The organism is Bacteroides neonati, assembly GCF_000499785.1.
Taxonomy (GTDB): Bacteria; Bacteroidota; Bacteroidia; order Bacteroidales; family Bacteroidaceae; genus Bacteroides; species Bacteroides neonati.
In genome coordinates this window covers 503,187-517,796 of sequence record NZ_HG726019.1, presented here as the reverse complement: position 1 = coordinate 517,796, position 14,610 = coordinate 503,187, and the positions used below count along the sequence as shown (strand labels likewise).

Annotated in this window: 15 protein-coding genes; 1 reads left to right on the top strand and 14 read right to left on the bottom strand. The window is 46.8% G+C overall.

Annotated elements, in window-relative coordinates; translation table 11 throughout:
- Window positions 1–12: 12 nt before the first annotated feature.
- The 7 genes from TY03_RS02110 to TY03_RS02080 form a co-directional block, all read right to left on the bottom strand.
- A complete protein-coding gene (locus TY03_RS02110) occupies window positions 13–696 on the bottom strand; it encodes a TetR/AcrR family transcriptional regulator (RefSeq protein WP_042367288.1) in 684 nt (227 codons plus the stop codon).
- Window positions 697–1,009: 313 nt separating this feature from the next.
- Complete coding sequence (gene hutH, locus TY03_RS02105; protein WP_042366904.1) at window positions 1,010–2,506, bottom strand: histidine ammonia-lyase; 1,497 nt, start codon at window positions 2,504–2,506, stop codon at window positions 1,010–1,012.
- Entirely contained in the window at window positions 2,503–3,132 is a 630-nt protein-coding gene (locus tag TY03_RS02100; protein WP_042366903.1) for a cyclodeaminase/cyclohydrolase family protein, read from the bottom strand. The genes hutH and TY03_RS02100 overlap by 4 nt, the downstream gene beginning before the upstream one ends.
- A gap of 21 nt (window positions 3,133–3,153) precedes the next feature.
- Window positions 3,154–4,407 carry an imidazolonepropionase gene (gene hutI / locus TY03_RS02095; protein WP_042366902.1) on the bottom strand — a complete coding sequence of 418 codons (1,254 nt, stop codon included), beginning with the start codon at window positions 4,405–4,407 and terminating at the stop codon, window positions 3,154–3,156.
- A gap of 14 nt (window positions 4,408–4,421) precedes the next feature.
- Window positions 4,422–5,324 (bottom strand): glutamate formimidoyltransferase, encoded by a 903-nt coding sequence (gene ftcD, locus TY03_RS02090; protein WP_042366901.1) that lies wholly within the window; start codon window positions 5,322–5,324, stop codon window positions 4,422–4,424.
- Between the two features lie 11 nt (window positions 5,325–5,335).
- The gene (locus tag TY03_RS02085) at window positions 5,336–7,321 is read right to left on the bottom strand and encodes a urocanate hydratase (RefSeq protein ID WP_042366900.1); all 1,986 of its coding nucleotides are present in this window, start codon (window positions 7,319–7,321) and stop codon (window positions 5,336–5,338) included.
- 112 nt (window positions 7,322–7,433) lie between these two features.
- Window positions 7,434–8,069 carry a DUF6563 family protein gene (locus tag TY03_RS02080; RefSeq protein ID WP_042366899.1) on the bottom strand — a complete coding sequence of 212 codons (636 nt, stop codon included), beginning with the start codon at window positions 8,067–8,069 and terminating at the stop codon, window positions 7,434–7,436.
- Between the two features lie 496 nt (window positions 8,070–8,565).
- Here TY03_RS02080 and TY03_RS02075 point away from each other — a divergent pair, with 496 nt between their 5' ends.
- Window positions 8,566–10,380: a MutS family DNA mismatch repair protein gene (locus TY03_RS02075; protein ID WP_042366898.1), complete on the top strand. Its 1,815-nt coding sequence runs from the start codon at window positions 8,566–8,568 to the stop codon at window positions 10,378–10,380.
- A gap of 31 nt (window positions 10,381–10,411) precedes the next feature.
- Here the strand turns inward: TY03_RS02075 and TY03_RS02070 are convergent, their stop codons facing one another.
- From TY03_RS02070 to rpsM, 7 genes are all read right to left on the bottom strand, one after another.
- Window positions 10,412–10,951 (bottom strand): hypothetical protein, encoded by a 540-nt coding sequence (locus TY03_RS02070; protein ID WP_042366897.1) that lies wholly within the window; start codon window positions 10,949–10,951, stop codon window positions 10,412–10,414.
- A 108-nt stretch (window positions 10,952–11,059) separates the two neighbouring features.
- On the bottom strand, window positions 11,060–11,461 hold the full coding sequence (locus TY03_RS02065; protein ID WP_042366896.1) for a hypothetical protein: 402 nt from the start codon (window positions 11,459–11,461) through the stop codon (window positions 11,060–11,062).
- A gap of 138 nt (window positions 11,462–11,599) precedes the next feature.
- Window positions 11,600–12,079, bottom strand: a complete 480-nt coding sequence (gene rplQ, locus TY03_RS02060; protein ID WP_042366895.1) for a 50S ribosomal protein L17 — start codon at window positions 12,077–12,079, stop codon at window positions 11,600–11,602.
- 3 nt (window positions 12,080–12,082) lie between these two features.
- Complete coding sequence (locus TY03_RS02055) at window positions 12,083–13,075, bottom strand: DNA-directed RNA polymerase subunit alpha (protein ID WP_042366894.1); 993 nt, start codon at window positions 13,073–13,075, stop codon at window positions 12,083–12,085.
- Between the two features lie 11 nt (window positions 13,076–13,086).
- Window positions 13,087–13,692: a 30S ribosomal protein S4 gene (gene rpsD / locus TY03_RS02050; RefSeq protein WP_042366893.1), complete on the bottom strand. Its 606-nt coding sequence runs from the start codon at window positions 13,690–13,692 to the stop codon at window positions 13,087–13,089.
- Between the two features lie 119 nt (window positions 13,693–13,811).
- Window positions 13,812–14,201 (bottom strand): 30S ribosomal protein S11, encoded by a 390-nt coding sequence (gene rpsK / locus TY03_RS02045; protein WP_004296327.1) that lies wholly within the window; start codon window positions 14,199–14,201, stop codon window positions 13,812–13,814.
- Between the two features lie 11 nt (window positions 14,202–14,212).
- Entirely contained in the window at window positions 14,213–14,593 is a 381-nt protein-coding gene (gene rpsM / locus TY03_RS02040) for a 30S ribosomal protein S13 (RefSeq protein WP_042366889.1), read from the bottom strand.
- Window positions 14,594–14,610 lie beyond the last annotated feature (17 nt).

Genomic DNA, 14,610 nt, shown 5'->3' with positions numbered 1-14,610 from the left:
CAATCTTCTATTTTAATCTTGGTTCTTTACTTTAGTCGATTCAGCCGGTTGCTGAATTCCTTTTGATTGTCTGTATTCTACTATAAAATCTTCTAATACCCTAGCCCCTTTCTCAGTAGATATTCCCCGGATATACGTAAACATGATGGATTCGTATACCTCCAGAAAAGAGTATTCTTTGCAGATATCGGTATTCATCAACATGTCAATTTGCTCGCGCACCAATAGGTTTACGATGGCAAAATTTACATCGTCGCGGATAATACCTTGTTCAACCCCCATCTTAAAGAAAGCAATGGTACTATCAGAGTCTCTATCGCGATAGTTCTTCATCATTTCGTGCACCTTAGGGTATTTCTTTATGTCTTCAAAAAAACGTTTATTGGTGTTGTGGAAACGTTCAATGCTGTATTTATAGCACATCAAGATTACCTCGAGCACATTGGTTGACTTGGCAAATACATCTTCCAAAAAGTCGTTCATCGCTTTATGGTTTCTTAAGATACACTCTTTCAACAACGTTTCTTTATCCTCGAACACCTCATAAAGAGTACGCTTCGAAATGCCCAGTGAAGCGGCAATCTCGTCCATTGTTATGCTCTTGATACCGTAGGCCATAAAAAACTCCCCAGCCTTTTCTACTATCTTATCTCTTAACTCGATCTTCGGAGAGGCTTCTTTCCCGTAATCATCCATCACCCTATTCATGTTTTGATTCGTCATTTGATTATAAATTGTCATCCGCCCCTTGGTTCATTCAGACAGAAAAACTTAACAAAGATAAAATGAAAACTCTAAAAACCATTCTAGTTTTCGTCAAATCATTTGCAGATTGATAAATATTATACTTTATACGGTGATAAATACACACTTATTAACAAGCAGAAGACAAAAAACAACGCAATGCGCACATTATAACAGAGAAAGGAAGAACGAAAACAGCCTCCCTACTGCAAGGATTCATTGCAGTAAGAAGGCTGTCGATCGATTGACAAATCAGAAAATAAGATCAATAATCGATTTTCGAACGATTCAGGAAAGCCACCGTCTTATGAATTTCTTTGTACATCACAATGTCATCTTTGACAAAGGGAACCTCTTTACGGTATTGGCACAAAAAGCGTTCGAGTAGGGGCGATGTTTTGGCCGGACGCCTGAAGTCGATGCCCTGCGCAGCGTTCATGAGTTCGATCGAGAGAATCAGCTCCAGATTATCCATCACTTTGTAGAGTTTGGTGGCAGCATTGGCCCCCATGCTGACGTGGTCTTCCTGCCCGTTGGACGATACGATGGAGTCGCTCGAAGCAGCGTAGCAATACATTTTATTCTGGCTCACCATAGAGGCAGCAGCATATTGCGGAATCATAAAACCGGAGTTCAGTCCGGGGTTAGCAACTAGGAATTCGGGCAAACCGCGTAATCCCATAATCAGTTGGGCAACTCTACGCTCGGAGATGTTGCCCAACTCGGCCAGAGCAATGGCTAGAAAATCGTACGAGATGGCCAGCGGTTGTCCATGAAAATTGCCGCCGGAGATAATCTGATCATCGTCGGGGAAGATTGTGGGATTGTCTGTCACAGAGTTAATCTCTGTTAGGAGTACCGAGGCTACGTAACGGATGGCATCTTTGGTAGCGCCATGCACCTGTGGGATACACCGGAAGGAGTACGGGTCTTGGACGTGTGCTTTGGGCCGGGCAATGAGTTCGCTACCTTCGAGCAAGGTGCGAATGTTGTGTCCGGTTTCGATCTGCCCTCTGTGCGGACGTATTTGTTGAATGCAATCCATAAAAGGATCGATGCGCCCATCGAACGCTTCGAGTGAAAGGGCGGCAATCAGGTCGGCCTTCTTAGACAGCCGGAAGGCTTTGAGCAAGGCGAACACTCCGTTGGCACTCATAAACTGAGTACCGTTGAGCAACGCTAAGCCCTCTTTGCTCATGAGCTTAACGGGCTCCCAGCCAAACTCGTCGAGTACACTGATAGCTTCGCGTTTCTGCCCTTTGTAATTGACATCACCTACGCCGATAAGCGGCAGGAAGAGGTTGGCAAGCGGAGCCAGATCGCCCGATGCCCCCAACGAACCGCGGTCGTAGACAATGGGTAGCACGTCGTTATTGAAGAAATCGAGAATACGCTGCACCGTAATAACCTGCACCCCACTATGTCCCAGCGAAAGAGCATGTGCCTTGAGAAGCATCATCAGTTTGATAATGACGGGACGGATTTCGTCGCCTACACTACAGGCGTGACTTTTGATAAGGTTCTCTTGCAGCATCCCCAGCTCGTCGGGCGAGATGGTTTTGTTGCACAATGAGCCGAAGCCGGTGGTGATACCGTAGAGCGGTTCGACAGAAGAGGCTATCTTACAATCCAAATAATCACGACACTTCTGAATGCGAAGCTTTGCTTCGGCCGAGAGTTCGAGCTTGAGGTTCTCGTTGATGATGCGCTCGATGATCTCAAAGCTGAGTTCGCCCGAACCTACATAATATACATTACTCATACGCTTAGGTCTTGGTTAACAGTGTCCAGTAACTCTTTCTCCTTGGCACAAGCAGCCGTTTCGAGTGTATCAGCCTCCGCCTGCATCTGTTCCACAAAAGCTCTATCTTTGAGCGACCCCAAGTTGATACGCACATTCATCAACGCACCCAGTACCGAAGAGCGAGCAGCCATCATGGCCACACAGGCATCGGTCACGGCATTGCGATTGCCCAAACGAGCTACATCGGCGATTATGCCCATCAGTTCGAACGCCCGATGGGCTACCTGCATGGGGATGAGAGCAGCCTGTTTGGTGGCTTCCTGTATGGCGGCACTGCGGACTACCTTCTCTTCGTCGGTACTCTTGGGCAGTTTAAAACAGTCGAACACCTGGTTGTAAGCTTCCGAATCGCGGTCTACATCGGCCACGAAAAGTGCTTGCTGCTGCTGTGCCACCGTGCACAGATAGCTCATCAGCTCTTCGTGCTCTTCGTACCCTTTCTTGCCAATGGTCAGTCCCGCCACCATCGCGGCGAGCGACGAAGCTATGGCGCCGTTCAGTGCAGCAATGCTTCCACCTCCGGGAACGGGGTCGCTTCCGGCTACTTTTCCTAAGAATTCTTTTACGGTTAAATCTACTAACATGGTATTATTGTTTTTCAAGGTTTACACTACGGGATAAAGCACACCGCCTTTGATCGTGGTATTGACGCAATTCATCCCTATATAATAAGGTAGCACGCGATAGTCGGACGAGTCGAGCACTACAAAGTCGCCTTGTTTGCCAACCTCGATACTACCGATGATATCGGCTCTGCCGAGTGCGGCTGCCCCATTGAGCGTCAGTGCGGTGATGGCCTCCTCGACCGTCATCTCCATCTGTATGCAGGCCAATGCAAAGAGCAAGGGAATCGAACCCGAGAAACAGCTCCCGGGATTCAGATCGGTAGCCAGTGCTACGGCACATCCGGCGTTGATAAAAGCACGAGCACGGGCATAGGGTTCTTTCAACGCGAAAGCGGTCAGCGGCAATAGCGTAGCCACAACACCAGTACGAGCCATGGCACAAATGCCTTCGTCGGAGACGTGAAGCAGGTGATCGGCCGAACTGGCTCCCAGTTCGGCAGCCAGTTCGGCTCCTCCGAGTGGTACGATCTCATCAGCATGCATTTTGAGCCGGAAGCCTTGTGCCTTGGCTGCCGTCAGTAATCGGCGCGACTGCTCAACAGAGAATACACCTTGCTCGCAGAACACATCGCAACACTCCGCTAGATCATTTTCGCGCACTTCGGGCAGCATCGTGTCGATCAGGAAGTCGATGTACTCGTCGCTCCGCCCACGGTACTCCTCGGGCAGTGCATGTGCACCCAGAAAAGTAGAGACGATGTCGATCTTCTTATTCTCATCGCTGTTCAGGCTACGCATCACACGCAATTGCATCAACTCGGTGTCGCGATCAAGTCCGTAGCCGCTCTTGCCTTCGACGGTGGTAACTCCCATGGCGGTCATCTTCTTCAGGAATCCTTCGGCTTGGCTACGCAGGCGGATGTACGAGAGGGCACGGGTGGCCTTAACGGTGCTGGCTATGCCGCCGCCACGCTGCATGATGGACATATAGCTTTCGCCCTTCATCCGCCACGAAAACTCTTCGGCACGTTCGCCGCCAAACACGAAATGGGTATGCGAATCAACAAAGCCCGGCAAGAGACATCTGCCGCGGGCATTGTAGTGCCAATAGCGGTCGTAATACCCATCGCGCTCCTCGGAGCGGTTGCGGCCTACGTAGGTGATAACACCGCGAGTCACCTCAACGGTTCCGTTCTCAATAATTTGCAGTTGCGACATCTCCTCTCCTTTGCGGGCCGAAAAGCCTACGGGGGTGACAATGGTGGCGTTGAATATGATTAGATTTTCATTCATTGCGAGATTGTTTATTATTCCATGATGCGGGCTTCCAGTACTTGTTGCATAGAGAAATTTTCTAGCCCGAGGTAATAAGAAGCAGTATCGATGAGTGCCTCCATCGGAACCAAACCAATAATCTCGCTGCCCACGATGCTTACACCGTATCGGCGAGCTTCGATACGCGTCAACTCAAAAGCTCGGTAAAGGGCGGTGCGCGTATAATCGGTCATATTGATAGACACTTGAGTGATGTGGCGGTCAGTCAACTCTACTCCCATCGCTTTGACATAGCGCAAACCACCGTTGATGTGGCGAATGTTCTTCGCAATTTTGTTGGCTATCTCCAAATCGTTGGTATTCAAATTGATGTTGTAAGCGACCAGCGGCATGCGGGCACCAATGGCCACAGTTCCCGCGGTAGGATGCCGCTCAACAGGGCCGAAGTCGGGCTTCCACTCGGGCAGCTTGATCTTGGCGGCCATACCCTCGAACTCGCCCTTGCGCACGGTAGCCAGGTTCTCGCGATGAGGTGCGGTGGCCGATTTCTCGTAGAGAAATACCGGAAGTCCGTAGAGGCATGACACTGCCTCGGCTACCTCTCGGGAGAGGGCGATGGCTTCGTCCATCGTTGTGTTTTTGATCGGGATGAAGGGAACTACATCGACAGCACCCATGCGGGGATGTTGCCCTTGATGATGGTTGAGATCGATGAGCTTAACCGCTATGCCGATGGCCTCGATAAGGGCATCGCGTAGTGCTTCGGGTTCGCCAACGAGCGTAACAACGAGCCGGTTGTGGTCTTCGTCGTTGCTGTAATCGAGTAGCTTCACGCCGGGACGTGCCCGAAAGGGGGCTACCAGTTGATCTATCTTTGCCAGGTCGCGTCCTTCGCTGAAGTTGGGAACGCATTCGATAATTTTATTCCAGTTCACAAGCGTATGTATTAAGGGTTAACTAATTTCTGTATTTCTTCGTCGTTCGCCACATTGGGCATGGTGATATGGTAACCGTCTTTATGCGATGCATTGAACGTCTCGCTGGTTTGCATGGCATGTTCGTTGCACGCCCAAGAGCGTCGCGCCACACCGCCCATCACATCCCAGAGCATGGCAGAACGGAGTATCTCGTCTACACGCTCGCTGCCGTCGCATACCATTCCGAAACCACCGTTGACCGATTTCCCGATACCCACACCGCCGCCATTGTGAAGTGCCACCAGACTCATGCCACGGGCACAGTTGCCGGCAAAGCACTGCACCGCCATGTCGGCCATCACGTTGCTACCGTCGCGGATGTTGGCCGTTTCGCGGAAGGGCGAATCGGTGCCGCTCACATCGTGGTGATCGCGACCGAGCATGATGGGTCCTACTTCACCCCGGCGCACCATATCGTTGAAGCGCAGGGCAATCGTCATCCGCCCCACGGCATCCTGATAGAGAATACGCGCCTGAGTACCCACCACGAGATGGTTCTTCTCGGCATCGCGCAGCCAATTATAGTTGTCGAGGTCTTGCCCCCGGCGATTCACATCGATACACTCCATGGCGGCACGGTCGGTTTTGATGAGGTCTTCGTGCTTGCCACTCAGGCACACCCAACGGAAGGGGCCATAGCCGTAATCGAACAGTTCGGGACCCATGATGTCTTCGACGTAGCTAGGCCAGATGAATCCGTCTTTCTCGTCAACTCCGTTGCGCGATATCTCGCGAATACCCGCATCGTAAATTGCCTTCATGAAGGAGTTTCCGTAGTCGAAAAAGTACGTGCCACTAGCCACCAGCTTGCGAATCACCTCAAAGTGTCGGCGCAACGATGCATCAACCAGCGAGCGAAAAGTTTCGGGAGCATTGTGCAACAAGCGGGTACGCTCCTCAAAGGTGACTCCTGCCGGACAGTAACCGCCTTCGTAGACGGCATGGCAAGAGGTCTGGTCGGAGAGCAGTTCGATGGCAATCTGTTTGCGTTCGGCATATTCGAGCAGGTTGACCACATTGCCGTGATAGGCAATGGAGCAGGGTTCACACCGCTGCACAGCTTCGTGTGCCATGCGGTAGGCGGTGGCGATATCGTTGGTTACGTGTTGCACCCATCCTTGTTGCCGACGGGTTTCGATGCGGGATGCATCCACCTCGGCTACAATCGAAACGGCTCCGGCTATATCGGCGGCTTTAGGCTGGGCACCGCTCATCCCTCCCAATCCGGATGAGACAAAGAGGTGTCCGCGCAAATCTTCGTTAGCGGGAATGCCCAGCTTCAACCGCCCGGCATTTAACAAGGTGTTAAAGGTGCCGTGCACGATACCTTGCGGCCCGATGTACATCCATCCGCCCGCCGTCATCTGTCCATAATTAGCCACACCCATTTGGGCGGCAACGTGCCAGTCGTGCTGATTGTCGAACTGACCGATCATCATCGAATTGGTGATAATGACACGGGGTGCATCGGGACGTGAGCGGAACAGTCCCAACGGATGTCCCGATTCGATCACAAGTGTCTGCTCCGCGGTCAATTCTTCGAGGTATTGTTTGATAAGGAGGTATTGCATCCAGTTTTGGCACACTTGTCCCGTTTCGCCATACGTAACCAGCTCGTAGGGATAGAGGGCAATGTCGAAGCAGAGGTTATTGTCGATCATTACCTGAAAGGCTTTGCCTTCAAGACAATTGCCACGATAGGCGTCAATAGGCAAGGGTTTGAGATCGCCTTCGGGACGAAAGCGATAACCGTAGATGCGGCCCCGGGTGCGCAATTCTTCGAGAAATTCGGGAGCCAACTGTGCGTGAAGTTCGCAAGGAATGTAGCGCAACGCGTTCTTTAGCGCCGTAGCCGTCTGTGCCGGGTTCAAGGTGTAACCGCGGTCGGGTGCCCTCCTGATACCTTCGGCGAATGCCGGGTAAGGAGGCAAGGTCTTGCCTAGAGTTGTTTTCATATTAGAAGGTGTTAAGTATATCAAACTGTCAGCAACGACAGCCCGATAACCGTGGCAAGATAAGAAAAAGGAAAGAATCTACAAAGGTTTAAGTTATTTTATTGCCAAAAAGTTATTTCTTCAAGGCAGCCAACTCTCTCAGATAGCGTCCGGTAACATCGGCTGACACACTGTTTTCCTTGAGATAAGCCGCTCTCAATAGTGGGTGATCGGTGAGTAAGAGCATCATTTTGTCCTTACCGACAAAGTCGACCTTGCCGGTGACAATGTCTATTTCATAATACACGCGCTTGGATACTTGTCCCGAGGCTGCTATGGCGTCGCCTAGCTGCCCGCCCAGCATCACCGACATATTGGCCGAAGAACCTGCGGCAACACTACCCAACGGAAGGGCGCTAAAGTAAATATTTCCGTTCAACAACATAGCCGGAGCATACCATGCACCGAAACGCATCTTCTTATAACGCAACTTGCGGCAGTTGACGTAGAGCGCACTATCGGCCCTGACCAAGTAGCAACGCTTCTTGAGGTAGCGAGAGAGTGATTCGCTGTCGTCAACACTGATTTTATAGTCAGCCCCTCCCGTCAGTGTAATCTGGTTCTTTGCACGCTTCTCCACGTGGATGGTAGTCAGAGTATCGCCACGTTGGGCAACGAAATCTTTCAAACTCGAATAAACAACTTCCTGCGCATTCACACACAAGGTTGTCAAAATAACCAATAACCATACGATGCCGAGCTTTCTCATAATTTCCTCCTTCTTTAAACAGATACAAATGAATGGTGAAAGTTACATCTTTTTTCATTAATTTCGGTACGTTTCGGCTAAGAAAATAATAAAAAAAATGGCAAAACACTTGACTTTTGCCTCTGAATGTCACATATTTGTATCGGTAATTCTAAACTAGTTTACGGGTAAATTATGCACGAGGGAAGAAGCCATTGCTTCTTCCCTCGTTTTTTTGTGCACAGTGCAGAAGAGCGCTACACATGATCCATTGGAACCGAGGGAACGCTTCATTGTCTTTATTTACCATAGGCTCTCGCTCCAAGAGAAGTGCTCTCTCGGTACGAAAGAAGTACTTTCTCGGATCAAAAGGGATACCCTGACGACCAATGAGCCCAAAGAAGAGGAATAGCGTATTTTTCTGTTAATAGTTTATAATTTTTCTCTTGACAAAAATGAGCACGATATGGGTCCATGGTAAAAAACAGTACCTTTACCACAAACTAATTCAACGAAAATGAGTCCTTTACATACCCTTATCGAAACCTATCAAGGCATTATCGACCAAACAGAGCGGGATCTGGTCAAAGTGAAACGACAGATTTATCGTGTAGGCACACTACGGCTGGTGCTTTTCATTGCCGGTATAGTGGGTATCATCCATTTCTGGTCCGGCAGCGGATGGGCGCTTACCCTCGTTGCCACCTTCACCTTTGTGCCGTTCGTAGGTCTCATCAAGTTCCATTCGCGGCTATTTAATCGCAAGGAGTATCTCGAAAAGAAAATTGAAGTAAACCAACAAGAGCTTCGGGCGATGGACTACGACACCTCGGCATTCGACGGAGGAAGCGAATACATCGATCCTGCCCACCTCTATTCGTACGATCTGGATGTGTTTGGCGAGCACTCGTTGTTTCAATACATCAACCGCACATCGACCGAACTGGGTAAGAAACGACTCGCCCACTGGTTTGGGCAGCAACTGGAACAGAAAGCAGCCATAGAAAAACGCCAGGAGGCGATCAGTGAACTAACACCCGAACTGCACCTACGCCAACAGTTCCGGATATTCGGGCTACTCTATAAAGGCAAGTTGGCCGATGGTGATGAAATTAAAGCTTGGGCAGCGAGCCCCAGCTACTATCGCACCCGGATGGGCATCCGCATATTACCTGCCGTTGTATGCACCGTAAACGTCATTCTGATCGGACTAAGCATCGCCGGGCTCTGTCCATCGACATTAGCAGGAACTGTTTTCGTCGGTTTCTCGCTGTCGAGCTTTCTGTTCTCGAAAGGTATCTCCAAGATTCAGACGCTTTACGGCAAAAGGCTTCAGGTACTAGGCACTTATGCCAACCTCATCCACCTGATCGAAGAGCAACCGCTGAAAAGCCAAGCCTTGAGAGACATCAAAGAGCTGATAGGTGGCGATAAGCAAACAGCTTCGCAAGCAGTGGCACGGCTTACCAACTTGATGAACGCCCTCGATCAACGTAACAACGTGATTTTGGCGATGATTCTGAACGGTTTCTTCTTCTGGGAACTGCGGCAGATGATGCGTATCGAAGCGTGGAAAGAACAACATGCCGGCGAGCTTCCGTATTGGCTCGAAGCAATTGCCGAAATGGATGCCTACTGCTCACTCTCTACGTTTGCTTACAACCACCCCGACTATGTATACCCACAGCCAACCTCACACCCTTTCAATTTGCAAGCGCAGCAATTGGGACATCCACTTATGCCTCGTTCAAAATGTGTGCGCAACAGTATCGAAATAGACAAACGCCCCTTCTTCATCATCATCACCGGCGCCAACATGGCGGGCAAAAGTACCTACTTGCGCACCGTAGGGGTCAACTACCTACTGGCCTGTATCGGTGCTCCGGTATGGGCCAACGAAATGACTTTCTATCCGTCAAGACTAGTAACGAGCCTGCGCACTAGTGACTCGCTGAATGATAACGAATCTTATTTCTTCGCCGAACTGAAACGCTTGAAACTAATCATCGACAAGCTCAATGCCGGTGAAGAACTTTTCATTATCCTCGATGAAATTCTAAAAGGAACCAACTCTATGGACAAACAGAAGGGCTCGTTCGCGCTCATCAAGCAGTTTATGGCGTTACAGGCAAATGGCATTATAGCGACTCACGACCTACTGTTGGGCACACTGGTTCAATCATTCCCGACTGAGATTCATAATTACTGCTTCGAGGCCGAAATAACAAACAACGAGCATACCTTCTCTTATCAGATGAAAGAGGGTGTCGCACAAAACATGAATGCCTGCTTTTTAATGAAAAAAATGGGGATTACCGTTATCAACGACTAATCCCCATCTCGAATAAAACGAATGTCTGACGTTAATGCACCTTACATTTTTTCAAGAAAGCTGCTAATTCCGAAGCCTCATTATCGGTATAATAGCATACCGAAGTAACAGGGTTATACGTATAAGGGACAAACTGAAACAGTTGCACTGCTGCAAATTTAGTATCCTGTGTAAGAATAACGTCCATACGAATATTACCACTGGTATCTCCCTTTACAACCGTATCGGTGGTAAACGAGCCCGACTTTACAATCTCCAACAGTTTATTCAGGTCTTTGAGGTCGAAAAACAGACTTTCTTCTTTGGCTATGCTACCCGTAGGCAAATAGACAACCTGCTTGGATTTCCAAAATAAGCGAACGATACCCGTTATCAGAAGAGCCGCTCCAAAAACCATCAAGGCCATACTGAGCGATGAAGATCTATCTTCCAACTGAAAGATGGATACGAAGGCGAATACACCAAGTATCACCATTAGACAAGAGAGGATAAGTCCTGAAACACTGGTACGCTTAACGATATCAGGGTGCACAGATGCAAGAGTCATTGCATCGATTGTTTGAGTTGACATAAGAATGATGTTTAATTTATTAGTATATGGAAAATGGATAAATAAAACGAAAATATCCCACGTATTCAGACGCAGCAATATAAACGCGATCAACTAATAAATAAACGCCTAAATGATAATCCGCCGCAGCGCAAAGACATAATATTGGCTAGCGGGATGGCAATAATAGGAAGTAGTGGTATCGTATATTTTTTCTTGATGAAGGGATAAAGCTCCTTCACGGTTTGCCATGCTGCGTAGAAACTCCTTCAGAAACACGGAGTATTCAACTACCTGAATACGCTGCAAACGAGACATGGTCAGTTGATGTACAGGTGCACATCCCCCAAAGAGTTCTGCTTCGGGCAAGTAAGGCAAATTTGAACTTTTCAAAAAGCAATGCTGGGTGACAGGAGCAGTTATTATGGCATGATTCAGATCTTCCGCTGGAGAAGTAGAAGAATCAGTTGCACCGTCATATAATACAACGGTAAACAACAATAACAGAATTATTTTTACTAGCTTTGCCATAATACTCTGCAAATATAACAGATTATTAGGACAAAGTGTTTATTTCATCCTAAATTAAATACTTCATCAAAAAGAAAGCATAAAAAAAGGCTGCTCACGTGGAACAACCTTTTTATATCTACAAGAATAATCCTTAAATTACTCAGCTTTTGCTTCTTCTGCTGCAGGAGCTTCAACAACCGGAGTTTCAACGGCATCAGCCTTTTTTGAACGACGGGTACGTGTAGCTTTCTTTGCAACTTTCTCTTTAGCCATATTTTCGTTGTAATCAACAAGCTCAATAAAACACATTTCTGCGTTGTCACCCAAACGGTGACCAGTCTTGATGATACGAGTATAACCACCTGGACGATCAGCGATCTTCACAGAGATTTCTTTGAACAACTCTGTAACAGCCATCTTATCTTGCAAGTTGCTAAATACAACACGACGAGAATTAGTTGTGTCCTCTTTCGACTTTGTGATCAAAGGCTCAACGAATTTCTTCAGTGCCTTAGCCTTTGCTACAGTCGTAGTGATTCTTTTGTGCGTAATCAAAGAACATGCCATGTTTGACAACATAGCCGATCTATGAGAAGCCGTACGACCTAAATGATTGAATTTCTTATTATGTCTCATTTTTTATTCTTTATCTAATTTATATTTAGAAATATCGGTTCCAAACGACAGATTCAGACCTTCCAGCAAATCATCAAGCTCGGTAAGCGATTTCTTTCCGAAATTTCTGAATTTCAACAGATCAGTTTTATTGAATTGTACCAAATCTCCTAATGTTTCAACATCGGCAGCCTTCAAGCAATTGAGTGCACGAACCGACAAGTCCATATCAACAAGTTTGGTTTTCAATAACTGACGCATATGCAATACTTCTTCATCAAACTCTTCGTTGCCGTCAACATCTGTATTCTCAAGAGTAATCTTTTCGTCAGAGAACAACATGAAGTGATAAATCAGAATTTTTGCAGCTTCTTTCAGCGCTTCTTTCGGGTGAATGGAACCATCCGTACTAATTTCAAGCACAAGCTTTTCGTAGTCAGTCTTCTGCTCAACACGGAAGTTTTCTACCGTGTACTTTACGTTACGGATCGGTGTATAAATAGAATCGATTGGAATTACATTCACATCAGTACAGTACTCACGGTTCTCCTCAGCGGGAACATAACCACGGCCCTTATTGATTGTAATATCAATCTGCATAGTTGCTTTTGAATCTAAATGGCAAATAACTAATTCAGGATTTAACACTTCAAATCCAGTCAAATACTTACCTATGTCACCTGCTTTAAATTCACTTGAATTCTCGATGGTGATGCTCACCTTTTCGCTCTCGAATTCTTCAACTACTTGCTTGAATCTCACTTGTTTCAGATTCAAGATAATGTTGGTAACATCCTCTTTTACCCCAGGTACACTAGAAAATTCATGCTCAACACCTTCTATGCGGATAGTGGTGATAGCAAAACCTTCTAATGAGGAAAGGAGAATTCGGCGTAATGCATTACCTACAGTAATACCAAAACCGGGTTCCAACGGACGAAATTCGAATTTGCCGAATTTAGAGTCCGCTTCCAACATTAATACTTTATCAGGTTTTTGAAATGCTAATATCGCCATGAAATTAATTATTATTTAGAATACAATTCAACGATCAAATGCTCTTTAATGTTCTCAGGAATGTCTGTTCTTTCAGGGATGTGCAACATTTTGCCCACTTTTGAAGTCTCGTCCCACTCCAACCATGCATATTTGCTGTGGTTGAAACCTGCAAGCGAATTTGCAACAACTTCCAATGATTTAGATCTTTCACGAACACCAATCAACTGACCAGGTTTCACTGCGTAAGAAGGAATATTAACTACCTTACCGTCTACAGTGATGTGTCGGTGACTAACCAACTGACGGGCAGCAGCACGTGTTGGTGCGATACCCATACGGAATACAACGTTGTCAAGACGACCTTCAAGTAACTGAAGAAGTACCTCACCGGTAATACCTTTAGCGGTTGCAGCCTTCTCAAACAAGTTACGGAATTGTTTCTCTAATACTCCATAGGTATATTTAGCTTTTTGCTTTTCACGCAGCTGAATACCATATTCTGAAGTTTTTCTTTTTCTTGAATTACCGTGTTGTCCGGGAGGATAGTTTTTCTTCGACAAAACTTTATCAGCTCCAAAGATACCTTCACCGAATTTACGGGCGATTCTTGATTTTGGTCCAGTATATCTAGCCATTTCTTTTTAAATATTTAATTGTTTATTCATGAACTCAATATTGTTGCAGCCGCGATTACAGAGAAGAAATTTTTGCAATCCAAAAACAAAATCAAGTTTCATTTAATTAAAGGTAAATCTTACACTCTACGTCTTTTGGGAGGACGACATCCGTTGTGTGGAAGTGGAGTTACGTCGATAATTTCTGTAACTTCAATACCAGCACCATGAATAGTTCTGATAGCAGACTCACGGCCATTACCTGGACCCTTTACGTATGCTTTTACCTTTCTTAGGCCAAGATCAAATGCGATTTTTGCGCAATCTTGGGCAGCCATTTGAGCTGCATAAGGAGTATTCTTCTTAGAACCTCTAAATCCCATCTTTCCTGCAGATGACCAAGAGATGATCTGCCCTTCACTGTTTGCAAGAGAAACAATAATATTGTTGAAAGATGAATGAACATGCAACTGTCCATTAGCATCTACCTTAACATTTCTCTTCTTAGCTGCGACTGTTTTTTTTGCCATATCAACAATTATTATTTAGTAGCTTTTTTCTTATTAGCAACGGTTTTCTTTCTACCCTTACGAGTACGTGCATTGTTCTTAGTGCTCTGACCGCGCACAGGCAGACCAATACGGTGACGTACACCACGATAGCAACCGATATCCATTAATCGCTTAATGTTCAATTGTACTTCAGAACGGAGGTCACCCTCTACTTTAAATTCTGCACCGATAATCTCACGAATCTTAGCAGCCTGATCATCTGTCCAGTCTTTTACTTTCAGATCCTTGTCTACACCAGCTTTATCCAAAATTTTCGCTGAACTACTGCGACCTATTCCATATACATAGGTCAACGCAATTTCGCCTCTCTTATTTTGAGGCAAATCGACACCAACTATTCTTATAGCCATATATACTAAATTATTTT